The 24,596-nt window shown below is 65.1% G+C and carries 22 protein-coding genes and 1 pseudogene; 15 read left to right on the plus strand and 8 right to left on the minus strand.

The genetic code is table 11. The annotated features are described in order from the left end of the window. Window position 1 precedes the first annotated feature (1 nt). Complete coding sequence (locus JL811_RS17435) at window positions 2-1,024, minus strand: YeiH family protein (RefSeq protein WP_237685038.1); 1,023 nt, start codon at window positions 1,022-1,024, stop codon at window positions 2-4. 128 nt (window positions 1,025-1,152) lie between these two features. Between JL811_RS17435 and JL811_RS17440 the strand changes: the two genes are divergently transcribed. Next, window positions 1,153-2,031, plus strand: a complete 879-nt coding sequence (locus JL811_RS17440; protein ID WP_202689990.1) for a LysR family transcriptional regulator — start codon at window positions 1,153-1,155, stop codon at window positions 2,029-2,031. On the opposite strand, the pseudogene JL811_RS17445 reads toward JL811_RS17440, so the two are convergent. Continuing rightward, window positions 2,028-2,174, minus strand: a pseudogene (locus tag JL811_RS17445) (2Fe-2S iron-sulfur cluster-binding family protein); the annotation flags it as partial. The gene JL811_RS17440 and the pseudogene JL811_RS17445 overlap by 4 nt on opposite strands. A 179-nt stretch (window positions 2,175-2,353) precedes the next feature. Between JL811_RS17445 and JL811_RS17450 the strand changes: the two are divergent. Together JL811_RS17450 and JL811_RS17455 are read left to right on the plus strand one after the other, a co-directional pair. Beyond that, window positions 2,354-3,238 (plus strand): FAD synthetase family protein, encoded by an 885-nt coding sequence (locus tag JL811_RS17450; RefSeq protein WP_202689991.1) that lies wholly within the window; start codon window positions 2,354-2,356, stop codon window positions 3,236-3,238. Window positions 3,239-3,268: 30 nt separating this feature from the next. Then, entirely contained in the window at window positions 3,269-3,871 is a 603-nt protein-coding gene (locus JL811_RS17455) for a HutD/Ves family protein (protein WP_202689992.1), read from the plus strand. 46 nt (window positions 3,872-3,917) lie between these two features. On the opposite strand, the gene JL811_RS17460 is transcribed toward JL811_RS17455, so the two are convergent. The 6 genes from JL811_RS17460 to JL811_RS17485 form a co-directional block, all read right to left on the minus strand. Further along, window positions 3,918-5,105 (minus strand): LysR substrate-binding domain-containing protein, encoded by a 1,188-nt coding sequence (locus JL811_RS17460; protein WP_202689993.1) that lies wholly within the window; start codon window positions 5,103-5,105, stop codon window positions 3,918-3,920. Between the two features lie 122 nt (window positions 5,106-5,227). Continuing rightward, entirely contained in the window at window positions 5,228-6,160 is a 933-nt protein-coding gene (locus JL811_RS17465; RefSeq protein WP_202689994.1) for a LysR family transcriptional regulator, read from the minus strand. Window positions 6,161-6,383: 223 nt separating this feature from the next. Beyond that, a complete protein-coding gene (locus JL811_RS17470) occupies window positions 6,384-7,061 on the minus strand; it encodes a DUF1028 domain-containing protein (RefSeq protein WP_202689995.1) in 678 nt (225 codons plus the stop codon). Window positions 7,062-7,074: 13 nt separating this feature from the next. Beyond that, complete coding sequence (locus JL811_RS17475) at window positions 7,075-7,494, minus strand: RidA family protein (RefSeq protein WP_202689996.1); 420 nt, start codon at window positions 7,492-7,494, stop codon at window positions 7,075-7,077. Between the two features lie 24 nt (window positions 7,495-7,518). Further along, window positions 7,519-8,964: a 4-hydroxyphenylacetate 3-hydroxylase family protein gene (locus JL811_RS17480; protein WP_202689997.1), complete on the minus strand. Its 1,446-nt coding sequence runs from the start codon at window positions 8,962-8,964 to the stop codon at window positions 7,519-7,521. A gap of 199 nt (window positions 8,965-9,163) precedes the next feature. Continuing rightward, the gene (locus JL811_RS17485; protein WP_202689998.1) at window positions 9,164-10,297 is read right to left on the minus strand and encodes a branched-chain amino acid ABC transporter substrate-binding protein; all 1,134 of its coding nucleotides are present in this window, start codon (window positions 10,295-10,297) and stop codon (window positions 9,164-9,166) included. Between the two features lie 273 nt (window positions 10,298-10,570). On the opposite strand from JL811_RS17485, the gene JL811_RS17490 reads away from it, so the two are divergent. The 12 genes from JL811_RS17490 (at window position 10,571) to JL811_RS17545 (ending at window position 24,410) form a co-directional block, all read left to right on the plus strand. Further along, window positions 10,571-11,488 (plus strand): branched-chain amino acid ABC transporter permease, encoded by a 918-nt coding sequence (locus JL811_RS17490; protein ID WP_202689999.1) that lies wholly within the window; start codon window positions 10,571-10,573, stop codon window positions 11,486-11,488. 3 nt (window positions 11,489-11,491) lie between these two features. Next, window positions 11,492-12,673, plus strand: a complete 1,182-nt coding sequence (locus tag JL811_RS17495) for a branched-chain amino acid ABC transporter permease (protein WP_202690000.1) — start codon at window positions 11,492-11,494, stop codon at window positions 12,671-12,673. Window position 12,674: 1 nt separating this feature from the next. Then, window positions 12,675-13,481: an ABC transporter ATP-binding protein gene (locus JL811_RS17500; RefSeq protein ID WP_202690022.1), complete on the plus strand. Its 807-nt coding sequence runs from the start codon at window positions 12,675-12,677 to the stop codon at window positions 13,479-13,481. Further along, window positions 13,474-14,172, plus strand: a complete 699-nt coding sequence (locus JL811_RS17505) for an ABC transporter ATP-binding protein (protein ID WP_202690001.1) — start codon at window positions 13,474-13,476, stop codon at window positions 14,170-14,172. The genes JL811_RS17500 and JL811_RS17505 overlap by 8 nt, the downstream gene beginning before the upstream one ends. Window positions 14,173-14,349: 177 nt before the next feature. After that, complete coding sequence (locus tag JL811_RS17510) at window positions 14,350-14,742, plus strand: acyl-CoA thioesterase (RefSeq protein WP_202690002.1); 393 nt, start codon at window positions 14,350-14,352, stop codon at window positions 14,740-14,742. 181 nt (window positions 14,743-14,923) lie between these two features. After that, window positions 14,924-15,841 (plus strand): helix-turn-helix domain-containing protein, encoded by a 918-nt coding sequence (locus tag JL811_RS17515; RefSeq protein WP_237685039.1) that lies wholly within the window; start codon window positions 14,924-14,926, stop codon window positions 15,839-15,841. Between the two features lie 74 nt (window positions 15,842-15,915). Then, window positions 15,916-18,048 carry a TonB-dependent receptor gene (locus JL811_RS17520; protein WP_237685040.1) on the plus strand — a complete coding sequence of 711 codons (2,133 nt, stop codon included), beginning with the start codon at window positions 15,916-15,918 and terminating at the stop codon, window positions 18,046-18,048. Further along, complete coding sequence (locus tag JL811_RS17525) at window positions 18,042-18,902, plus strand: iron-siderophore ABC transporter substrate-binding protein (RefSeq protein WP_202690003.1); 861 nt, start codon at window positions 18,042-18,044, stop codon at window positions 18,900-18,902. The genes JL811_RS17520 and JL811_RS17525 overlap by 7 nt, the downstream gene beginning before the upstream one ends. After that, the gene (fhuB, locus tag JL811_RS17530) at window positions 18,899-20,866 is read left to right on the plus strand and encodes a Fe(3+)-hydroxamate ABC transporter permease FhuB (RefSeq protein WP_202690004.1); all 1,968 of its coding nucleotides are present in this window, start codon (window positions 18,899-18,901) and stop codon (window positions 20,864-20,866) included. The genes JL811_RS17525 and fhuB overlap by 4 nt, the downstream gene beginning before the upstream one ends. After that, window positions 20,863-21,630 carry an ABC transporter ATP-binding protein gene (locus tag JL811_RS17535; RefSeq protein WP_202690005.1) on the plus strand — a complete coding sequence of 256 codons (768 nt, stop codon included), beginning with the start codon at window positions 20,863-20,865 and terminating at the stop codon, window positions 21,628-21,630. Before fhuB ends, JL811_RS17535 begins: the two co-directional genes overlap by 4 nt. Window positions 21,631-21,671: 41 nt before the next feature. Then, window positions 21,672-23,372 carry an ABC transporter ATP-binding protein gene (locus JL811_RS17540; RefSeq protein ID WP_202690006.1) on the plus strand — a complete coding sequence of 567 codons (1,701 nt, stop codon included), beginning with the start codon at window positions 21,672-21,674 and terminating at the stop codon, window positions 23,370-23,372. After that, window positions 23,373-24,410: a siderophore-interacting protein gene (locus JL811_RS17545; protein ID WP_202690007.1), complete on the plus strand. Its 1,038-nt coding sequence runs from the start codon at window positions 23,373-23,375 to the stop codon at window positions 24,408-24,410. It abuts the gene before it with no gap. The last annotated feature ends 186 nt before the right edge of the window (window positions 24,411-24,596 follow it).

A 24,596-nucleotide genomic window follows, 5' to 3' on the forward strand; every position in this document is an offset into this window, starting at 1 on the left:
ATCATGCCGCCAGCAGCAGGATCAGCACCAGTGCGGTGGCCGACACGAAAAGCGTTGCAAACACACCCAGCAGCAGCGGGCGCAGCCCCACGGCGCGCAGGCGCGAAAGATCGGTTTCCAGACCCATCGCCACCAGCGCCACGGTCAGCAGGACGGTGGTGACGCTGCCCGTGGTCTGGCGCAGGACATCCGGCAGGTCGATCACGGAATTCAGCAGGATCATGGCGATGAAGCCAAGCGCGAACCATGGCATCGGCGCGCGTCCTGTGCTGCCGCCGCCCCGGCGCGCAGCCATCAGTCCCATTGCCATCACAAGCGGGGCAAGCAACATCACCCGGGCGATCTTGGCCACCGTGCCGCTTTGGCCTGCGACATCACCCTGCGCAAAGGCCGCGCCTACGACCTGCGCGACCTCATGCACGCTGGCCCCGACCCATAACCCATAGATTTCAGGCGTCAGGCCCAGCGGTGCCGCCAGCAGCGGCAGCAGCAGCATCGACGCTGTGCCCAGCAGAGTGATGCAGGCAACGGCATAGGCCACGTCCTCATCCCGGCCCCGGGTGACGGTGTTCGCGGCAAGAATCGCCGAGGCACCGCAAACGGCGGTCCCGGCAGCGATCAGATCACACAGGCGCCCATCGACCCCCATCGCGCGGCCCACAGCCCTTGTCACGACAAAGGTCAGCGCAAGGGTCAGGGTGATGGCGACCAGTCCGCCAAGGCCCACCGCCGCGACCTGCGCGACCGTGACCTGCAACCCCAGCAGCACGATCCCCAGCCGCAGCAGGCGGCGCATCGCAAAGCGAAGCCCGGGACCGGTCTGCGGGATGGGCCCGGCGCAGGTACGCAGCACGATCCCCAACCCAACCCCCAGGATCATCGGCCCCAGCCCGGGAATTCCGGCAGCGCGCTGAAGTGCCAGCGCAAGCAGGGCCAACCCCAGCGCCAGCGCAAGCCCGGGCAGGATGGACCCGTCCGCAGCGGGCAGGCGAAAGCGGCGGGGGACAAGGGCGGTTCGCGGCATCGTCAAATCCATCATGCAGGGCTCCCCATGGTCTGCGCCGGATCTGGAACGCATTAAATCAATTAATTCTGCTTGATATGATCGAAAAAATCGATTGATTAAATCCAGCGATCCGGCAGACTGCCCGCATGACGCTGGACCAGCTTCGTATCTTTCTGGCCGTGGCGCGTCGCGGGAACATGACCCGCGCCGCAGAAGACCTGCGCATGACCCAATCCGCCGTTTCGGCCTCGGTCGCAGCGCTGGAGACGCAGCATCAGGTCCGTCTGTTTGACCGCATCGGCCGTGGCATTGCCCTGACCCCCGAGGGCCGCGCCTTCATTCCCGCCGCCGAGGCCGTGCTTGCGCGGGCCGGAACCGCGCAGGTCCTGCTGGAGGATCTGCGACAGGATACGCGCGGGCTTTTGCGGCTGCATGCCAGCCAGACGGTCGCCAGCTACTGGCTGCCGCCGCATCTGGTGCGGCTGAATGAACTGCATCCCGGCATCACCATCGCGCTGGCCGTCGGCAATACCGAACAGGTCGCCCGCGCGGTGCAGGAGGGTGAGGCTGATCTCGGTTTCGTCGAGGGTGATGTGCGCCACAGCGGTCTGCGCCGGCAGGTGGTGGCGCGGGATGAACTGGTGCTGGTGCTGGCCGCCGATCATCCGCTTGCAACCCAGAAATTCCTTGATGCCGGTGATTACCGGCGTCTGGCATGGGTGCTGCGTGAACAGGGATCGGGCACGCGGGCGGAATTCGAGTCGCATCTGCAGACCATGGGCCTGACACTTGCCGATCTTGATCTCGCCTTCGAATGCCCGTCGAATGAGGCACTTCTGGCGGCGGTCGGGGCGGGGCGGATGGCGGCGATGCTGTCGCGCCGCGCGGTCGGGGCGCATCCGGGCATAGCCGCGCGCACCGTCGACTGGGCGCCCGCGCCGCGCCGCCCCTTCGCCGCCCTGACCCATCCCGACCGCCACCGCACCCGCGCAGTCACCGCCTTGCTGGCACTGGTCAGCGCCTAGGCCAGTTCTGCAGGCAGGTGCAGTTCCAGCCCGTCCATCGCCCCGGTCACCTTGATCTGGCAGGACAGACGAGAGCGTTCCGGATCCGGTTCCAGTGCGAATTCCAGCATATCCTCCTCCATCCGGTCCCGTTCCGGCAGGCGACACCTTCATCATCGCCCCGAGAACCGGTGCACGGGTTTCACCGAAACCCGGCAGGATGACTGCAGGTCGCACCCTGCATCGGATTTGCCGAAGCAGAGCCGTTGCAGATCCGAATTTCGCAGCGTCTGGCAGACCGGTATGCGTGAAGGGTCCGGATCAGGAGCCCTGAATGGAAGTCATGGCCACTATGCCCGCCCCGTCTGCCCGCACCGCCCCGTCTGTCAGCCCCGCCCCGTCTGCCAGCCCCGCCCTGTCTGCCCGCGCGGTGATGCCTGCGCCGGGGCGCGGTTTCGGCGATCCTGCCCTTGTCACGCGGGCGCTGCCCCTGACCTCTGCGCTGCGGGGGGGCGTTCTGCTGCTTGGAAATTTCGACGGCTTCCATCTGGGTCATCTGGCGCTGGTCACCGCTGCAAGACGTGCGGCCCCCGGCCGCCCATTGGGGGTCTTGTCCTGCACACCGCATCCGCGCGCCTTCTTCCGCCCCGATGCGCCCGCCTTCCAGCTTGCCACGCCCCGCACGCAGCAAAAGATGCTTGCGCGCGCCGGGGTCGATTTCATCTTCGCGCCCCGGTTTGATGCCGCCTTTGCCGCCCTCTCGCCCGCAGCCTTCGTCACGGACATCCTGCGGTCGGGACTGGGCGTGTCGCATGTCGTCGCGGGCCGGGATTTCCGGTTTGGCCTAGGTCGCGCGGGCGATAGTGAAACCCTTCGCCATCTTGGCCGCGAGGCCGGGATCGGAACCAGCATCATTGCCGATATCTCCGGCCCCGACGGGCGGCGGATTTCCTCGACCCTGATCCGGGCCTGCCTTGCGGCGGGCGATCTGGACGGGGCGCAAGGCCTTCTGGGCGGGGACTGGCTGGTTGAAACGACGGCCTGTGCCTCGGGCGGCCTGCAGCTTCATCCGCTTTTGTGCCGTCCGGCGCCGGGGCGCTATCTGGCCCGCATGGCGGGAAAGCCCTGTCAGATGCCACAGCAGATCCGGCTTGACGGCGATGGCCGCATTCACGCAGCCCGCGCAACGCTTCGCCCCGGGTTGATGCATCTTCTGCCTGCATCCTGAAATTTCCATCCCCGACAGCAGGACACATCCATGTCACACAGCCCAGCGCCCGGTCAGGGTTCACCGCTTCATATCCCCGCCAGCAGCTACCTGGCCCTGCCCTGGAAAACCGGACAGGGCATCACCGAAGAGATCTGCCTGCTGCCCGAGGGCGCAACCCGGGACAGGTTTGATCTGCGGATCAGTTGTGCCCCGATCCCCGAAGTGGCGACATTCTCGGCCTTTCCCGGGGTCGAGCGGGTCATCACGCTGATAGAGGGGGCGGGGCTCGATCTGGATTTCGGTGACCGCCTGCTGCGGCTGGAACTGCTTGCCCCCTGCCGGTTCGATTCCGGCCTTGCGCCGGTGGGACGGCCCGATGGTGACGGGGTGCGCGTCATCAATGTCATGGCAGCGCGCGACCGGTGGCGCATCACCACGGCACGGGTCATGTCGGCCGCGTTCCAAAGCGATGTGCCAGCCGGAGGTCTGGCGGTTCTCTTTGCGATTGCCGGGGAATGGGAAGCCGCCGGGTGCCGGATCGGGTCGCGTGATACGCTGATCCTGCCCGCAGGGGCGGCGACCGCCTGCCACCCTGTCACGAAGGAAGGCAATGCCGCCGCGCTTGAGGTGGTGCTGGTCCCGCGCGACTGACCGCCACGGCATCGCCGGCTGGGCCTGAGCCTTCAGGCACCGGTCCTCAGAAGGTAGATGCGCCGGCCTCGAACTGATCCTGACAGCGGGTCACAAAGCGCTGCGCTGCCGCCGACAGCGGCTGCCCGCGCCGGTATGCAATCACGATCCGGCTGGGCGCGTGGTCCCCGACCAGAGGCCGCACCACCAGACGCAGCCCGTCATAGGTCATTTCCGATGCGGGTTTCGTCACCAGCAGCGCATAGCCAAGACCATGCCCGACCAGCCCGCGCACCATCTCAAGCGACGCAGTGCGATGCGCGACCATCGGCGCCACCCCGGCCGCTGTCATCAGCCCGGTGAAATAGTCCCGGCTGGGCGCGATATCCAGCAGGACCATCGGCTCCTCGGCCAGTTCGGCGGGCGTAATCTCGGACTGGCGGGCCAGCGGATGGCCGTCGGCCAGCAACACATGCGGACAGAGCGCGCCAAGCGGAATCGTCTCGAATTGCGGATCAAGATCAAGCTGATACATCAGCGCCAGTTCAATCTCACCCGCCGTCAGCGCCTCGGTCAGACGGCGCTGGTCGCCTTCGACCAGATCCACCGCCGTGCCGTTCATTCCCGCAATCAGACGCGGCATGACATAGGGGGCAAAGGTCACGAAACAGCCCGCCGCAACCCTTGCCCCCAACCCGTCGCGCCCGGCGCGGACCGAGTTCGCAGGTTCGATCCGGCGTGAGGATCCATAGGCACGGTTCGCATAGATCAGCGGCGATCCGGCCCGCGCCCTGTGCGTCTCCTGCACCTCGCACAGAAAGATGTGATGCGTGCCGACCCGTTCATTGCCTATCAGGACGCAGTCGAAAGCAACAAGCGGGTCCGCAATGCGCGGCGCGCCCGTGGCGCAGGCGATCCATTCGGTGCAGTCGAACTTGTCGCCGATCTCATCCTTGAAGCGGCCCGCGAAAGTATCCGAGATATAGGCCTGATCGTCGCGCAACACGTTGACGCACAGCACCCCGTTTTCGGCAATGCGCGCGGCGGCGGGGCTCAGATGATGGACGCAGACCAGAAGCGTCGGACGCGCGGTATCGGCCGAGACCGAAGCCATTGCCGAAACCGTGACACCCGCCCGCCCGCCCGGACCGTCGGTCGTGACGATATTGACGGTGCAGGCGGCATGGCTCATTCCCTCAAGGAACCTGCTGCGCAGATCCTGATCGGTGTCCGGGGATCCGGTCCGTTGTGTCATGCTTTCCTCCCATCGCGCGGGAACCAGGCCCCGCGTTCCGATACCGATATTCCACAGGGAGACCGGCGCGGGAAAGTCGGGTTTTCCGGTGAACTGGCTCGGAAAAGATGAGGCAGCGACGGCTACCGGGGGGACATGCCCGCCATACCGGGGATATTCTCGGTCGAAATCCGCTCACGGCAATGCGCCTCGAAGGCCTCGACCACCCTTGGACGGCGCAGATCGCGCAGCACGGCCAGTCCCAGACACATCGGGGGCATGTCCTCTTCCAGCGCGACATAGGCCAGCGCGCTGCCATTCTCGGCGCACATGTTGCGGGGCCGCATTGTCATCAGTGAAAACCCCATCCCCGCCCCGACATAGGACCGCAGCGCCGCCGGAGAGGAGGTTTCGGCGACGATCCGCGGCGCGATCCCGGCATTCTCGAACAGCGACAGGAAATACTGACGGCTCAGCGGCAGATCCAGCAGGACAAAGCCCTCATCCCCAAGATCGGCAAGCCGCAGCGGGCCGCGCGACGCCAGCGGATGCTCAGCCGGCAGCAGAACATAGGTCGGAAGCTCGGCCAGAGGCAGAAAATCCATATCGCCGGTCATGTTGATGCCATAGGTCAGGGCGATGTCGATACGGGCCGTGCGCAACCCGTCCAGCAATTCGGCCTCGCTGCCTTCGGTCACGCTCATGCGCACATCCGGATAAAGACCGATGAATGAGCGCCAGAGTTCGGGCAAGATCACCGGGGCGAAGGTGCGGAACGCCCCGACATTGATCGGCCCGGCCACCGCGCCGACCGAGGTGGAGGCCACATCGTAAAGCTCATAGGCTGAACGCAGCGAGTCCTTTGCCGCGCGCAGAAGACGCCGCCCCGCCGGGGTCAGCGACAGGCCCTGCGCATGATGCCGCACGAAAAGCTGCACCCCAAATTCGGTTTCCAGATGCGAAATGGCCGCCGAAATCGACGGCTGTGAGATGTTTACCTGTTCCGAGGCGCGGGTGACGCTGCCGGTCTCACCCGCCGCCACGAAATAGCTGAGCTGTCGTAATGTGAATCGCATCGCCCGGTTCCGTCAGATCAGGAAGGCGCCAGACTAGCGCAGACCGGCCCGTCCATCCAGAAGACCGGGACGATGCCACCCGGCGCGGCAGTCCCGGATGCAGCAATTGATGGCAGAAATGCGCGCCCTGCCCGCCAAAGGGGCAGCGCGGGGGGGGGACAGCCGGGCCGCGCGCCGCGTCGTCGCGACCGCCTGTCCCGGGTCACCCGTCAAGAACCACCGGTCACGGATCGCCGGGAACGCCATAGCTGGGCGCGGTATGCGGATCGAGGGCGCGGCTGACATAGGCCGACATCTCGGGCTTCCAGCGCTCCCACAGCGCCGCCAGCGCGCCGATCGCGTCGTCATCGGTCCAGTCCACGCGCAGATCGGCAACCGGCCAGGCCACATCGCGCACCAGCAGCATACCCGCCGAATGCACCGGCCCCTCTTCGCCGCCTGCCGCAATCGCGGCCTGCATCGCGGCAATCAGCCTGTCACCCAGCGATTGCCCTTTGGTTTCCGCAAAGCGGGCGACCATCGCATCGGGAACCCCGGGCCCCGACAGCAGATTGCCCGCCGCGATCACATCGGACGCAGTGGCGAAACGGTGGGTGCCAAGGGTGCGCGCACCCGAGAAACCCGCCGTGCCGCCTTGGGCATCGACCAGTGCAAGCTGGCGGAATTCCAGATGCGGCGCCTCGGCCTTCAGTTGCGCCAGCGCCACCTCGGCGGTCAGCCCGCCCGCCATCAGATCCAGCCCCTTCGGCCCCAGACGCGGATCGGTGATGTTCTGGGTCGCCACCGCACCGACCCCGGCCCGCGCATGGGCGCAGCGCGCCGCAACGCAGGGCGAGGACGAGGACACCGCGATACCGAACATGCCGGTATCCGCGCAGCGTGCAGAGATTGAGAATGTCATGTCCCGCCCCCCGTCACGCCGCGTCGGGGATGACGGCGGTCACCTCGATCTCGACCACCCATTCGGGCCGCGCCAGTGCAGGCACCACGATGCCGGTGGAACAGGGATGCACGCCTTTCAGCCATTTGCCCATCTCCTGATAGACCGCCTCACGATAGCGGATATCGGTCAGATAGACGACGATCCGGCACACATGCGCCATCTCGCTTCCGGCTTCCTTCAGCAAAAGCGCGATGTTTTCCATCGTCTTGGCCGTCTGCGCCCCGGCATCGCCGGTATGCAGGCTTTCGCGGCTGTCCAGGTCCTGGCTGACCTGTCCGCGCAGAAACACCATGGTTCCGCGCGCAACGACGCCCTGGCTTAGGTCATTGTCGAGCTTCTGCTCGGGATAGGTTTCCTTCGTGTTGAAGGGGCGGATGCGTTTGTGAATCATGATCGGATCTTTCCGCAGAAGGGTTCAGTTCAGCACACGGTCCGAAAGACCGGCGGATTTCTTGGTAAAGCGCAGCGCGTCATCCCAGTCGAAATTGCGATAGACCGCGCCAAGATGCGCGAAAGGCGGCGATTGCGCAAAAAGCTGGAAGGTCAGCCGGTGACCGGCGTAATCCGAATTCAAGAGATCGCGCGCGAAGGCCAGCAGCTTGCGCCGGTCGTCGCTGTCCCAGTTTTCGTTCAGCGTGTAGAATTTCTTCAGCCACGGCCCGGCCTCTGTATCGCGGAAGGACGCGGCATCGGGCGTCACGCAGATCTGCCCGCCGCAAAGTTCCCGCGCCAGATGCATCATGTGATGCAGTTGCGAACAGGCATGAACCCGGCCCGTCATCAGCAGCGACTGGTTCGGCATCGTCAAGCCGCCGGGGCTTTCCTCGGCCATGGCGATGGCGGCTGTCAGATGCGCGTTGATCCCTTCGCGGTAGCAGGCCAGCGTCGCCAGCTTTTCCTGCACGGCCTGCTGTTTCTCAAGCCCGGTCTGGCGCACGTTCCACAGCGCCGCGCCGATCATCATGTCGGCCAGCTTGAGATTGCGCTGCACGAAGGCAAATGCCGAATAGCGGTGCAGGGTGGCGCGGATGAAGGTGGCCGCGCGGGTATGCTGATAGAACAGCACATTCTCCCACGGGATCAGCACATCATCATAGATCACCAGCGCATCGACCTCATCAAAGCGGTTCGACAGCGGATAATCCTCGGCGGGTGCGCGTCCGGTAAATCCAGTGCGGCAGATGAAGCGCAGATTGGGTGAGGAAAAATCGCAGATGAACCCCACCGCATATTCCGACAGGGCCGAGTCGCCCCAATTGGCAATCGTGGGCTTGGTGAAGGCCTGATTGGCATAGGCGGCGGCGGTTTCATATTTCGCGCCGCGCACCACGATCCCCGCATCGGTTTCGCGCACCACATGCAGCAGCATGTCGGGGTCCTGATCCTGCGGGCGCTTGGACCGGTCGCCCTTGGGGTCGGTATTGGCCGAAACATGGAAGGGATCGGTCTTGATGACCTGCTGGATATGGTTGCGGATATTCACCGAAAAGCGCGGATCGACCTCGTTGAGAATATCCTGACCGTCAAATAGCGACCACATCTCACCGGCGGTTTCATCGCCGACGCGGGTGACGATGCCGCCGACATCTTCCAGCACCACATCGGTCGCGCGGCGCTTGGCGTGCCAGTCGGCCTGACTGTAGGGCAGTTTCAGTCCGATCGAGTAGCGTTCGCCGTTCTCCTCATAGCTCATCATGTCGCGGGTCGCGTCCTCATGCGCAAGGTCATAGATCCGCGCGCGGATATCGACCAGCGGCTTGAACTGGGGATGGGTCGTCACGTCCTGAACGCGCTCGCCATTGATCCAGATCCGCCGCCCGTCGCGGAGCGAGTCCTTGTATTGTTGTCCGGTTCTGAGCATCGGGTTTCCTTCTGGTTTAAAATCATGCCGGGCGGCAGGGCGCAGCTCCGGGGGCGATACCGGACAGCGCGGTCAAAGGTTGAAAACGGTGGACGGATCGTCCTGTCAGCCCCTTGGACATCGGCAACCGGCAGCGGGGCGAACCGCCGGCCCTGAGGCGGGCAGGAAGGAACGGCCCCCCCCCGCCCGCCGCGCGCGATCACTCGGCCCGGGTGACCCAGGCGCCGTCGCGGACTTCCTTGATCTCGATCTCGACCGGGATCTTGGTCTGGCCGGTTTCATCGAAGCTGGTGACACCCAGCGCGCCGTCATGCTCGATGGCACGGATCGCGGCGGAAAGCGCCGCCTTGTCCTCGATGCCGTGCTCGGCAATCACCGACAGCAGGATATTCGCGGCATCAAAGGCGTATTTGGTATAGGGGCTGGTCGGTTCGGCAAAGCTGCGCGCCTCGTAATCGGCATAAAGCTTTTCAAGCGTCGGATTGGAGGCCGCCGCCGGATAGCTGACCAGCGTCCCGACCGCCGCCTCTCCGGCAATCGAAATGAAATCGGGATCATAGAAGCCCGAGATCCCGATCATCGGCACATCAAGGCCAAGCTCGATCATCTGGCGGCGCAGGATGCCCGCCTCGGTGATGACGCCGCCGAAATAAACCGCGTCGGGCGCATCGCCGCGCAGCCGGGTAACGATGGCCCGGAAATCGGTATTGCCGACCGGCAGCAGGTCTTTCGATGTGACAGTGCCGCCCGCCTCGGTGAAAAACCCCTCGAACGCGCCTGCATTGCCGGTGCCGTAATCGCTGGTATCAGAGACAATCGCGATGCGGCTGGCGCCCAGATCGGACGCGGCCCATTGCGCCAGCGGCTGGTTCTCGGTCAGCAAGGTCGGGGTGACACGGGTGATCTCGGGCAGGTTCTGCTCGGTGATACTCGGGCTGATCGCCCCCCAGACGATGAAGGGCATTTCAAAGCGGCTGAAAACCGGGATCGTCGCCAGCGCCACGGGGCTGTTCCAATGCCCGGTCGCGGCAACGACATCGGGATCATTGACCAGCTTCATCGCCGCCGAAACGCCGGTTTGCGGGTCCGAGGCATCATCGAGCACCTCATATTCGACCGTATAGGGATAATCGCTTGCATTGGCCTGTTCGACCGCAAGGATGAACCCGTTGCGCGCACCCAGCCCCTGCTGGGCATTGCCACCGCTGAGCGGGCCGATGAAGCCGAGTTTGATGGTTTCCTTGTCCTGTGCGGCAACGGGCAAGGCCCCCAGCGCGAACGACATGCACAGACCGGTCAGCAAAGTCCTGCGACGACCATTAACGTTGAACATTGTCATCTCTCCTTGTTGGGACGGATCGCGCCGCATCTGTCACGGCCCGCGCGTTTTTCGGCGGAACACGCCCTGTCACCGGACAGGGTCATGCCGGACCGTGGCCAGAGACTGACCCCTTCCCATGCGTCAAGGAAGTCGCATTTTCCGAGGATCGGCTTCGGAAATCCTTAACCAGAAATTCCGCGTTTTCTTTTGCCAGAACGACCCTCCCTTCACTATGCCGGAGGGCAGGCCGCAGCCGGACAGCGGCGCAGAACCGGGGAGAATGCGATGGACAGCCTGCTGGCACAGCATCTTGTGAACTGGATGGTGCTTGGAAGTATCTACGCCCTTGTGGCGCTTGGGTTCAGCCTTCTGTTCGGCGTGCTTAACGTCATTCACTTTTCCCATGGCGATGTGTCCATCGTGGCGCCTTTCGTGGCGCTGGCGGTGATCCAGATCCTGTTTGCCGGGGTGCTTCCTGCGGGGGCGGGATGGGCGCTGGTCGTGGCGCTTGGCGTGGCGATTGTGGTGACGGGACTGCTGGGCATCCTGCTGGACTGGCTGGTGATCCGGCGGTTTCGCGGCGCGCCGGCCATGATGGCGCTGGTCGCCACCGTGGCATTGGGCAGCGTGGTGCGCGAACTGATCCGCATGTTCTATCCGCAGGGATCGAACCCCAAACCCTTTCCCGCACTGATCCGGGATTCTGTGCAGATCGGCGGGGTTCAGATCTCGGCCTTCTCGGTTCTTGTCGTCCTGGTCTCGGTGCTGATGGTGACGCTGTTGTTCTGGATCATGCACCGCACCCCCATCGGCCTGCGCATCCGCGCGGTTGCCGAAGATCGCGACATTGCGCGGCTGATGGCGATCAACCCCAACCGGATCTTTGCCGTGACCTTCTTCCTCGCCTCGGCCGTCGGGGCCATCGGCGGGCTGTTCTTTGCCAGCCATGCCGGGGTGGTACGGTTCGATTTCGGCATCCAGCTTGGCCTGATCGGCTTTTCCGCCGCCGTGATCGGTGGGCTGGGATCCATGCATGGCGCCATCATCGGCAGCCTGCTGATCGCGGGGATCGACACGCTGGTGCAGGTCACGGTGCCGGATGGCGCGTCCTACCGGATGGTGTTCATTTTCCTGCTGGTGATCTGCGTGCTTGTCCTCAAACCCTCCGGCATGCTTGGCAAGCCGGTTTTCGAGAAGGTCTGAGCCATGTCAGCAACCGAAGAACTCCGGGCCAGCGCGCGGCCCTCGCCACTGCGCAGCCTTGCCACCGTGATCGCGGTCGAACTGGCGGCGGCGGTGTTGCTGCGGCTGTTCCTGCTGAGCGATGACACGGCGGTGATCGTCGCCCTTCTGGCGCTGATGGGGGCAGGTTTCGCGCTGCTTCAGATCCGGCCCGCGATCGAGGATGCCATTGTCGCGGCCTTTGGCGAGGCGCGCCTTGCCGCGCTGCTGCTGGGCGGGATCATCGTGCTGGCTTATCCGTTCTTTCTGAACGGGTCGAGCTATGCGCTGCATCTTCTGATCATCGCGCAGCTTTATGCGGTGCTGGCGCTTGCGCTGAACTTCCAGCTTGGCAGCGCAAATATCCCGAACTTTGCAACCGGTGCGTCCTATGGGATCGGGGCCTATACCTCGGCGCTGCTGGCAATCCATTTCGGCATTTCCTTCTGGCTGGCCCTGCCGGTCGCCGCACTGGTCGCAACCGTGTTCGGCTTCCTGCTGGGCTTTCCCTCGATGCGCACGAAGGAAAGCTATCTGGCCCTTGTCACCATCGCCTTCGGAATCGTCATCCACCAGTTGCTGAACAACTTCTCATGGACGGGCGGGCCGAACGGGCTGGTCGGGATCCCCGCGCCAATCCTGTTCGGCCATTCCTTTGCCCGCCCGCTTGAAGTGTTCGGCCACAGGCTGCCCAGTCAGGCGAATTTCTACTACCTTTCGGCGGCGCTTGTGGCCCTGTCGATCCTGTCGGCCAGACGTCTGCATGACAGCCGCGTGGGGCTTGCCTGGAACGCGCTGCGCGCGGATGAACTGGCCGCCCGCTGTCAGGGGATCAATGTCGTCTGGTACAAGATGCTGGCCTTCGGGGTGGATGCCTTTCTTGCGGCCTTTGCAGGCACGGTCTATGCCTTCTATGTCAGCTATATCTCACCCGACAACTTCACCTTCATCGTCTCGGTCACGATCATGACGATGGTGATCGTGGGCGGCATGGACAATACGCTGGGGGTCATTCTGGGGGCATTCCTGCTGACGCTGCTGCCCGAAAAGCTGCGGATCTTTTCCGATTACCGCCTGCTGTTTGTCAGTGTCGTCGTCATCCTGTTCCTTGTGCTGCGCCCGCAGGGTCTGTTCCAGCAGCGCGCGCGCCATTACGGGGGGAAATAAGATGGTCACGGCATCCGACACCGCCGCGCCGATCCTTGAGACGCGGGACCTGACGATCAGTTTCGGGGGGCTTGTCGCGGTCAATGGCGTGGATCTGCGTCTTGCACGGTCCGAGGTCATGTGCATCATCGGGCCGAACGGGGCCGGGAAATCAACTCTGTTCAACCTGATTTCGGGCATCTACCGCCCGACACGCGGTCAGGTCCTGTTTGACGGGCAGGACATCACCGGCAAACCCGTCCATCGCATCGCCGCCATTGGCATTGCGCGCACCTTCCAGTCAAGCCGCCTGTTCAACGATCTGACATTGCTCGACAATGTTCTGATCGGGATGCATACGCGCACCCGGTCGGGCGTTCTGGATGCGCTGTTGCGTCCGGGCCGGGCGCGGGCAGAACTGGACGCGGCGGCAGAACGGGCCGAGGCCATCCTGCACGGGCTCTCCCCGGCGCTTCACGCGCGGCGCAACACGCTGGCAGGCGCGCTGCCACAGGCCGACCGCCGCAGGCTTGAGATTGCCCGCGCGCTGGCCTCGGAACCCAAGGTCATCATGCTGGATGAACCGTCATCGGGGATGGATGACCGCGATACCGATGCGCTGATCGGGGATGTGCGCCGCGTCATGGCCGAAAAGCCGGGCCTGTCCTTCCTCATCATCGAACATGACATGCGGCTGGTCGCCACGCTGCCAGACCGGGTGACGGTCATTGATTACGGATCAAAGATCGCGGAAGGCGATTATGCGGATATCCGTGTGATGCCGCGCGTGCAGGAAGCCTATCTTGGACAGAGGGCCGCAAATGCTTGAACTGGATAATCTTTCCTCGGCCTACGGGTCCGTGCCGATGCTGCGCTCGGTCTCGATGACGGTCTCACGCGGGGAAATGGTCTGCCTCCTTGGCCCCAATGGTGCCGGAAAAAGCACAACCTTCAAGGCGATCTGCGGCCTGCTGCGCCCCACGGGCGGCATCGTCCGCATGATGGGAGAGGATGTCGCCAGGATCGGCACGGAACGGCTGGCCGCCCTTGGTGTCGGCTTCGTGCCCGAGGGGCGGCGTCTGTTTCCCACGCTGACGGTGCGTGAAAACCTGCGGCTGGGATTTGACGCCGCGCGCAAGGATCTGGATTTCGGGGAACGGCTGGAGGCAATGGCCACGCTCTTTCCCCGGATCAAGGAGCGTCTCAATCAGGGGGCGGGCACCATGTCCGGCGGCGAACAGGCGATGGTTGCGCTGGCCCGGGCCCTGATCGCCGATCCCGGACTGGTGGTCATGGATGAGCCTTCGCTGGGGCTGTCGCCCAAACTGATCGACGAGTATTTCGAAATCGTCGGCCGCATCCGGGATGAGGGCAAGACCGTGCTGCTGATCGAACAGAATGCCGAGGCCGCGCTGTCCATCGTTGATCGCGGCTATCTTCTGGTCCGGGGCCAGATCGCGATCAGCGGCACCAGCGCGGAACTCCTGGGCAATGACATGGTGCGGCACCTTTATCTTTAGGGCGGGGATCGCAGGGTCGGGCAGGATGGGCACTGTCAATCTGCCGGGCGGCCATTCGGTGAACATCGAAAAGCTCGATGTCGCCATAACCGCGTTTCTTCGGGGCCATGGCGCACGGATGGCGGACAGGGTGGAAAACCGGTAACACGGTCACCCAAGGCGAGAACAGGGATTCAGATGGACCGACAGGAACAGCCACCCCAGCACAGCCCGACGATCCGCACCATCGCGATGCCCGCAGACACCAACCCGTCAGGCGACATTTTCGGCGGCTGGCTGATGAGCCAGATGGACCTTGCCGCAGGCAGCGTCGCCGCGCTGACCTCGGGCAGGCGCAGCGCGACCATCGCGGTGGATGCGATGATCTTTCACCGTCCGGTCAAGGTCGGGGATGAGGTATCGCTTTATGCAACGCTGGTCCGGCAGGGCCGCACCTCGATGACGATCCATGTTGATGCCTGGCGCCGTCCAAGGGCCAGCAGCCGCAGTGAGATGGTGACCGAGGCAAATTTCACCTTCGTCGCGCTGGATGCCGAGGGCAGGCCCGTTCCGGTGCGCCCCGAAGAATAGGGCGGGCCGGGACCAACCACCCTGCAGACCCTATCGGACCGGCAGACGCAGCGGGGACATGCACCCGTTGCGATCTGGTTGCAAATCCTTACTGAAATTGTAAGATTGACACCCATCCCGAGTCCGCCCCCACCGAAACGACAGGCCACCGGACCGAAAACCTTTGGAAAGGTTGCCTGAAATGACGGCCATCGCCGATTTTCGGCCCCGAATGGAATCGCGCATCCATGCGTTGCGCGCGCTTGCGCCGCTGACCTTCCGGCAGATTTCCGGGGCGGTGGCCGATGTCTGGTCGGTCCACGGCGATCAGGGGGGCGGCGGGCATTACATCGCGCCCGATCCGCGCATCGTGATCTTTCTGGATGATGCGCCGCCGCCGCTTTCGCTGCGCCTGTCGGAAACCGCCCCCGCGCACAAGGCCGTGCAGGCCTCCTATATTCCGGCCGGGGTTCCGCTCTGGAGCCGGATGGAACGCAGTGGCACGCTGAACCATATCGACCTGCATCTTGAGGCATCTGCCCTGCAGCGGCGTCTTTCTGCTACGGGGGTCAGGGCCGATCTGACGCAGCCCCGGCTGTTGGAGACCACGCCGCAGTTGGTTGCACTGGGGCGTCTGGCCGCAGCCGAGGTGGTCCGGCCCCGCCGGGGCGCGATGTTGCTGGACAGCCTGATCGACGCGACACTGGCGGAATTCTTTGCGGAACCGGGTCCTTGCGACGCGGATGACGGTTGTTCCTGCGGCTCGGGCGGGCTGGCACCCTGGCAGATGACGGCGGTGGAACGGCACTTCCGCGCCAATCTGTCCCGCCCTGTCCCGGTGGCGGAACTGGCCCGCGCCGCGCGGCTTTCGGAAAGCTGGTTCTCGCATTGCTTCCGAATGGAAACCGGCGAAACCCCGCATCGCTGGCAGGCCCGGCAGCGGCTGCTGGCAGCCTGCACGCTGATGGAAAATTCGGTCTTGCCACTTGCCGAGATCGCACAGGCAACCGGCTTTGCCGATCAGGCGCATCTGTCGCGCAGTTTCCGCGCCACCCATGGCATGCCGCCCTCGGCATGGCGCAGAACCCGGATCGCGATGACCGGAATCCCGTCGGATTGAACAAATCGCCGCAGACAGGTTCAAGACGGGCTGCGAAATCTAGAGTTAAACACTCAGAAATTTCACGACGGGACATGACCATGCCATTTCTGACCAGAACCGCCCTGCTGCTGGGTGCCAGCCTGACCGCCATGCTTGCCTCGGGGGCTCTGGCGCAGGACATGGGGGAGCGCCTGACCTTCCTTGGCGCAATCACGCTGGACGGGACCGAAAACCCGACCGGAGTGCTGGACGGGCCGGTAGCCCGGGCCTCGGCCACGACCAAGACCGGCACGCCGATCCTTGAAACGCCGGCCTCGGTCTCGGTGGTGCCCAGCGTGCAGATCGCGGCGCAGGGATCGACCAATCTGGCCGAGGCACTGACCTATTCTGCCGGGATCATCGCCGAGAATTACGGCGGCGATCCGCGTTTCGACAGCCTGTTTCTGCGCGGCTTCAACCTTGAGAATGACAAGTTTCTGGACGGGCTGCGGCTGATGCGGTCCACCCAATATCCGACCAGCGCGCCGGGGTTCGAGCTTTATGGAATTGAGCGCGTCGAGGTGCTGCGCGGCCCGGCCTCGATCCTCTATGGGGCGGGCACACCGGCGGGTCTGGTCAACATGGTGCAGAAACGCGCGCAGGCCGATGCCGATTTCACCGAACTGGGCTTTGGTCTGGACAGCAACGGGTCATGGTCGGCTTACGGCGATGCCAACCGCGTTGTCGATGACCGCTTCGCCTATCGCATCACCGGCAAGACCGGCAACAGCCGCACCGATATCCGCGATATCGACAATGAACGCGCCTATCTGGGGCTTTCGGCCAGCTATGCGCTGTCCGAGACGACCGAACTGGAATTCATGGCCAGCCATCATGACGATGCGCCCATCTCGCCCACCGGGGTGCCGAACGGCTTTGTCGGTGTTTACGATCCCTCGGATCTCAGCGATTTCGACTTCGGCGATGACAGTTTCAACACCAGCGACCGCAAGATGACAACGCTGTCCTTCGGCATCACCCATGATTTCGGCGCGGGGTGGAAGCTGAACGGCACCTTCCGCCATACCGGTTTCGACTGGAATTACGACAATATCTATATTGCCGGGAATACCGGATCGGTCGCGGACCGGGGCCGCATCGACCAGCGTGAGGATTTCGACGCCATCGCCTTTGATCTGCGTCTCTCGGGCGAGGTTGCGACCGGCGCGTTGCAACACAAGCTGACCTTCGGGGTGGATGCGCAGAAATTCAAGGAAACCGCCTATACCGGTTTCGCGGGTGTGAATTCCATTGACTATCTGGCCCCGGCCTATGGCGGCATTGTCGTGGGCGCCACGACCTATGAGGCCGACAAGACCGTCGATGCCGAACAATACGGGCTTTATGCGCTGGATGAAATGCGCTGGGGCAACTGGCGCGCAACCGTCGGGCTGCGTCATGACTGGACCAATCAGAGCGGCCAGAATGTCACGACCTTCGAAACCGTCAGCTTTGACCGCAGCGATGAACAAACGACCGGCCATCTGTCGCTGGGCTATGTCTGGGATCGCGGTGTGCATGCCTATCTGGCCTATGCCACATCCTTTCTGCCGCAACCGGGCGTGGATTTCGACGGCAATCCGCTGCGCCCCACCACCGGCGAGCAATGGGAACTGGGCGTGAAATATGAACCCGTCAGCTTTGACGGTCTGTTCACCGCCGCGCTTTACGATCTGTCCGAGAATGACCGCAACACGGGCGTGACCGAGATCATCGGCGGCGCCCCGGTTTCGGGCACGCGCCAGATCGGCAAGGCCAATATCCGCGGGCTGGAACTGGAAGGCGTGGCGCGTCTGGACAATGGCTGGTCGGTCAAGGGCGCCTATACCTATTCCTCAACCAAAATCACCGGTGACAATAACGGCAATGAACTCGCCAATACGCCGCGCCATGCCGCCAGCCTGTGGCTGAACCATGAAATCCAGCAGGGCCGCTTTGCCGGGCTGATACTGGGCGGCGGTCTGCGGCATCTTGGCAGCCGCTGGGCCTCGGATGCCAATACCCAGAAACTTGAGGCCGTGACCCTGCTGGATCTGGGTGCAAGCTATGAATGGGACAATGGCGTGGCGTTTCGGGTGAACCTGAACAATGTGACGGATGAGGATTACATCTCGGCCGTCGGCTTCAGTTCCAGCTATTTCGGCGATGGACGCAATCTTCAGGCGAACCTGACCTATAAATGGTAACCCGGCGCGTCCTTCTTGGTGCCGCAGCCGCTGCGGTACTGGGTCGGGCGCGCCCCGCCCCCGGGGCGGTTCTGCCCCGGATCGCGGCCATCGACTGGGCCATGGCCGAAACCGCCATGGCCCTTGGTCATCCGCCAGAGGCGATTGCGGAACTGATCGCCTTTCGCCGTGTGGCCCCGGCCCGGCCCCCTGCCGCGACCGCCGATCTTGGCCTGCGCGGCGCCCCCAATCTGGAAGCGCTCAGCCTGTCAGGGCCGGATCTGATTCTGTCCTCCAGCTATTACAGCTTTGCCGAACCGCAATTGTCGCGCATCGCCCCGGTGCTGTCGCAGGCGCTTTATGTCCCCCGGGAACCGCCTTTGCCCAAGCTGGTGACTTTGGTTTCCGATCTGGCGCGCGCCCTCGGACGGCCCGAGGCAGCCGTGCCGGTGCTGCAGGCCGCAGGGGATCGTTTCACGGATTTGCGGGCAAGGCTGACACCCGACAGGCCCTGCCTGCTGATCGAAATCGGAGATGCGCGCCATATCCGCGTTTTCGGCGGTGACAGCCTGTTCGGCGGGGCCTTGCAGGAACTGGGCCTGACAAATGCCTGGACCGGGGACACCCGTTTTGCCTTCAACGCGCCGGTGCCGATGGAACGGCTTGCCGCTTTCCCGGACGCGCGGTTTGTCATCATCGGCGCAGTGCCGCCGCAGGCCGCACGGTCCTTGCAGACCGGCGCCTTGTGGACCCATCTAGCGCCCGTGCGGCGGGGCGATGTCCACCACCTGCCCGAATTCAACGCCTTTGGCGGCCTGCCCTCGGCGCTGCGCTTTGCCGGGGCGCTGACGGCAGCGCTGAGGCGCGCGGCATGACACGCTGGCTGATCCTTGCCGCGATTGCGGCGCTGTCGCTTTGGGCCCTTGCCGCATTTGCGGCGCTGCCCCTCGCGCAATGGCCCGCCCTGCCCTGGCATCCCGAGGCTTTGACCGTGCCGCAGATCCTGCTGACGCATGGGCTGATGCCGCGCGGCGTGGTCGCGCTGCTGGCTGGGGCCTGTCTTGGGCTTGCGGGGGCGCTGATGCAGGCGGTGCTGCGCAATCCGCTGGCCGATCCGACGACGCTGGGCACCAGTTCGGGCGCGCAACTGGCGCTGGTCGCCGCGACGATCTTTGCCCCCGGCCTGCTGGCCGAAGGCGCGCTGCCGGTCGCGCTGGCCGGGGCGGCGGCGGTGACACTGCCGGTTCTGGCACTTGGCGCACGGCGCGGCTTTGCGCCGGTCACGGTCACGCTGGCGGGCATGCTGGCCGGGATGCTGACCGCCGCCATAGCCACGACGCTGACCCTGTCGCAGGGGCATTATCTGCTGTCGCTGGTGATCTGGAACGGCGGCGCGCTGACCCAGCAGGACTGGGGCGGCGTCCATCGCCTGGCGTTGGCGCTTGTGCCCGCGCTGGCGCTGGCGGCGCTGCTGGCGCGGCCCTTGATGGTGCTGTCGCTGGGATCGGAGGGCGCGCAGGGCCTTGGCCTGCGGCTGGCGCCGCTGCGGCTGGGCACGATCCTGCTGGCGGTCTGGCTTTCGGCGTTGGTCTCGGCCGAGCTGGGCATGGTGGGATTTGTCGGTCTGGCCGCCCCAGCCATGGCCCGGGCGCTTGGGGCAAGGACGATCCGCACCCGGCTGCTGATCTCGGCGCTGACCGGGGCGCTGGTGCTGTCTCTGGCCGATGGCACGCTTTTGGCGCTGGCGGCGGCGGGCGGGCCGGTATTGCCGACCGGGGCGCTGACCGGGCTGATCGGCGGGCCGCTGCTGCTGTGGCTGCTGCCGCGCATGGCAGCCCAGGTGCCGCAAGCCACCGAAAGCGGCGCGCGGGAGGTCCACCGCAGCGCGGGGCCGGGCCGGGTTCTGGTCTGTCTTGCGCTGCTGCTGATGACCTGTTCGGTGCTGACCCTGTTCGGCGGGCGCGGCCCTGAGGGCTGGGGCTTCATCGCGCCCGCATTGCAGGCCGAATTCCTGCCGCTGCGGGCCACCGCGATTGTTGCGGCCCTGTCTGCCGGGGCGCTTCTCGCCGGGTCGGGGGCGCTGTTGCAGCGGCTGACGGCCAATCCGATGGCCGCACCCGAGGTTCTGGGCGTCACCGGGGGGGCGGCGCTTGGCTATGCGGTGGCCGTGTTCACTCTACCCCAGCCCACGGCCCTGGCCCTTGCGCTTGGCACAGCGGCAGGCGGGGCGCTGGCGCTGGCCGCACTGTCGCGCCATGCGCTGCGCGCCGATCTGGCCCCCGCGCGGCTGTTGTTGGCGGGGCTTGCCATCGGCGCGCTGGCAACGGCGGTTCTGGGGGCGATCATGGCCTCGGATGACCGCCGGGCCTGGCAGATCCTGGGCTGGCTGGCCGGCAGCGCCGCGCAGGTTACCCCCGAAGGGGCCGCAGCCCTTGCGGCACTGGCGCTGGCCCTGCTGGCGACCCTTGTCGCGGCCTCACGCTGGCTTGAGATCCTGCCGCTTGGCCCTGCGGTCGGCCGCGCGCTTGGACTGCCGATGACGTCCCTGCGGCTGGGACTGATCCTGACGGCGGGTCTTGCCACCGGGGCCGCAACGCTGCTGGTCGGCCCGGTCAGCTTTGTCGGGCTGATGGCGCCGCATCTTGCCCGCGCGCTTGGCCTTGCACGGGCCGTGCCCTTTGTTGCGGGCAGTTGGCTGATCGGGGCGCTGCTGATGGTGCTGGCCGCCTTTGGTGCGCGCACCGCGTCCTTTCCCTATGATCTGCCCTTGGGGCTTGTCGCCACGCTGATCGGCGCCCCGTGGCTGTTTCTGACCCTGATGCGAAAGTCCCCAGCATGACGCTGTTTTTCCTGCAGAATGTGGCCTTCGATGTGCCCGGCCGCCGCCTGATCGACGGGCTGTCACTGACGATTGCCGCAGGGGCCGTGACCGCACTGGTCGGGCGCAACGGATCGGGCAAGTCAACGCTGCTGAAACTGATCGCAGGTCAGACCCGGCCCAGCGCGGGCCGCATCTGCCATCTGGGCCGTGATCTGGCGGACTATCCCGCCCGCGACAGGGCGCGGCAAATCGCCTATCTGCCGCAGGTGCCGCCGCCCGCCGAGGGCATGAAACTGGCCGAACTGGTCGCGCTTGGCCGCTATCCCTGGCGTGGTGCGCTGGGGCGGTTCCGCCCTGAAGATCACGATGCCGTCGCCCGGGCCATGGCGCGCTGCGGTGTGGAAGCGATGGCCGACCGGCTGGTCGACAGCCTGTCGGGCGGTGAACGGCAGCGCGGCTGGATCGCGATGATGCTGGCGCAGGGGGCCGCAACGCTGCTGCTGGATGAACCGACCTCGGCGCTGGATGTCGCGCATCAGGTCGAGGTTCTGGCCCTGCTGCGGCAGATGTGCCACGAGACCGGGCTTTCCGCCGTGATCGTGCTGCATGATGTGAACATGGCCGCGCGGTTTTGCGACAGGGTGGTGGCGCTTGAGGGCGGGCGCCTGCTGCTGGAGGGGCCGATGACCGAACTGATGACCCCCGGGGCACTGTCCCGCGTCTATGGCCTGCCGATGCATGTCGCCGGGCGGGGCGGCCATGCCTATGCCCTGCCCGAATGACCAAGTCCGATGCCCCGGATATAGCCTCAGGATCCAGACCCATGCTGCGTCAGTTCCTTACCTATTACAAACCGCATAAACGCCTGTTCTGGCTGGATTTCGGATCAGCAGTGGCCTCGGGCCTGCTGGAGCTGTCCTTTCCGCTGGCGATCACCGGTTTCATCGACCATCTGCTGCCGATGGGCGACTGGTCGCTGACCATCGCCGCAGCGCTTGGGCTTCTGGCGATCTATGCGCTGAACACGCTGCTGATGATCGTGGTCATCTATTGGGGCCATATGCTGGGCATCGAGATCGAGACCGAGATGCGCGCCCGCGCCTTCGGCCATCTGACCCGCCTGTCATGGCGCTGGTTCGACCATGCCCGTACCGGCAAGCTGGTGGCGCGCGTCACCCGGGATCTGGAAGAGATCGGCGAGGTGGCCCATCACGGCCCCGAGGATCTGTTCATCGCGATCATGACCTTTGCGGGCGCCTTTGCCCTGATGCTGTGGTTGCATCCGGTTCTGGCAACCGCGACCGTCCTGATCGTGCCGGTCACCATCTGGCTTGTCGTGGTCTATGGCGGCCGCATGACCCGGACATGGCAGGAAATCTATGCCCGTGTCGGGCGGTTCAATGTCCGTCTGGAAGAGGCGGTCGGCGGCATCCGCGTCGTGCAGGCCTTTGCCAATGAGGCGCATGAGGCAAGGCTTTTCGAACAGGACAATCGCGCCTATCGCGCCACCAAGCTGGATGCCTACCGGATCATGGCGAAATCCACCGCGATCCATTACATGGGCCTGCGTTTCGTTCAGGTCGCGGTCATGGTGATCGGGGCGGGTTTCGTTCTGGACGGCTCACTGACGACCGGGGCCTTTGTTGGCTTTCTGCTGCTGGTCGCGGTCTTCTTCCGCCCGCTGGAAAAGATCGCCGCAGTGATCGAGACCTATCCGCGCGGCATTGCCGGGTTCCGCCGCTATCAGGAACTTATGTCGACCGAACCCGAGATTGCCGATGCGCCGGACGCGCGCCCCGCCCCGGCCCTGCGCGGCGCGATCCGGTTTGACGATGTCAGCTTTGCTTATGATGCCAGCCGCCCGGTGCTGCGCCATATCACCCTGCAGGTGACCCCCGGGGAAACCGTGGCCTTTGTCGGCCCATCCGGGGCGGGGAAATCAACGCTTCTGGCGCTGGTGCCGCGCTTTTACACGCCCAGTTCCGGGCAGATCAGCATTGATGGTCTGCCACTGGCCGAGATGACGCTGGACTCGCTGCGCAGCCAGATCGGCATTGTCAGTCAGGACGTTTTCCTGTTCGGCACCTCGCTGCGCGAAAATATCGGTTATGGCCGTCTTGGCGCCAGCGATGCCGAAATCCTTGAAGCTGCCGACCGCGCCCAGCTGGGCCCGCTGATCCGCAGCCTGCCCGAAGGGCTGGACACGATGTGCGGGGAACGCGGTGTGATGCTGTCAGGCGGGCAGAAACAGCGCGTCGCCATCGCCCGCGCCTTTCTGAAAAACCCGCCGATCCTGATTCTGGATGAGGCAACCTCGGCGCTGGACAGCGAGACCGAGCGCGAGATCCAGATGGCGCTTGAGGCCCTGTCAGAAGGGCGCACGACGCTGGTGATCGCGCATCGGCTGGGCACGATCCGCAATGCCGACCGCATTGTGGTCATGGCTGATGGCGAAGTGCGGGAAACCGGCGATCACGCGGCCCTGTTGTCGCAGGGCGGGCTTTACACAAGACTGGCGGGCTGAATGGGCTTTGCATCCACCGCACAGGGCACCCTTTCCCCCGTCGGCTGGGCCGAGATTGAAGGGTTTGCGCGCAATCTTTCGGAATTCTGCAAGCTGCATGTCACGCCGGATCATGTCCTGACCGCCGTGATGGAGGCCGGTGAGATCCGGCTGCACTGGCATGCGGGACGCGCCGGGGTGCGATTGTCCGCGCAGAATGACGAGGGATTGCAGAACCTGCGCGATACGCTTGGCTATCTGCTTGAGGTCGCGTCGGAAGGTCTGGCGGCGGGTTTGTCATGGCAGGAAGGCCCGTCCGAGGGTCAGCCGCCGCCAAACTTTCGGCAGGCCCGCGTGCTGCGCAGCGACCGCATCAGCCCCGGTTTTCAGCGCATCAGACTGGCCGCCGATGCGCTGGACTTCATGGCCCGCACCGGGCTGCATCTGCGGCTGTTGCAACCCCGCGATCCGGCGCAGCCGCAATGGCCCCGCCTTGCCGCCAATGGCCGGACGGTCTGGCCCGGGGCAGGACAGCTTCATATGCCGGTCTATACGATCCGCGCGATTGACGCGGCTGCGGGCTGGCTGGAGGTGGATATCTTCCTGCATGGCAAGGGGCCCACCTGCGCTTGGGCGCGCGATGCCCGACCGGGCGATGTGGTGGGCCTGACCGGTCCCGGCGGCGGCTGGCTGCCCGACGGCGCGTCGCTTTGCCTTGGGGGCGATGAAACCGCGCTGCCGGTGCTGGCCCGGATCCTTGAAACGCTGCCCGCCTCGGTCACCGGGGAAGTGGTCATCGAACTGGGCGACATGGCCGACAGGCAAGCCTTGCGCGCGCCGCCCGGGATCAACCTGCACTGGCTGCGCCGGGGGCGGGATCTGCCGCTGCGCCGCGCCTTTGTCGAAACAGTTGGCCGGATGCGTGGCGTTTCGCCCGGTGTCGGGGTGGTCTTCGGCGGTGAGAAATCGGATGCCCAGACCATCCGCGCCAGCCTGAAGGAGGACGCGAAAGGACAGGGCCAGACCACTGTCGCGGCCTATTGGACCGCTTCGGCCTGACATTCGGCCGCGAAAGCCTTGCCTTGGAAAGGGGTGGGGCCTTCGACAGGGGCGGGCCTGACCCCTGAAACACCGCCTGCGCGAAGCGCCGCCGCAGGTCGCCGAAGGCCCTGCCCTGCGCCGGTCGGGACCGTTATGCTGCGACAAGCGGAAACGCAGGGACTGACTCGCAGGGACCGGCATGAC

Origin of the sequence: Szabonella alba, from assembly GCF_016765775.1 — a bacterium.
Taxonomy (GTDB): Bacteria; Pseudomonadota; Alphaproteobacteria; order Rhodobacterales; family Rhodobacteraceae; genus Szabonella; species Szabonella alba.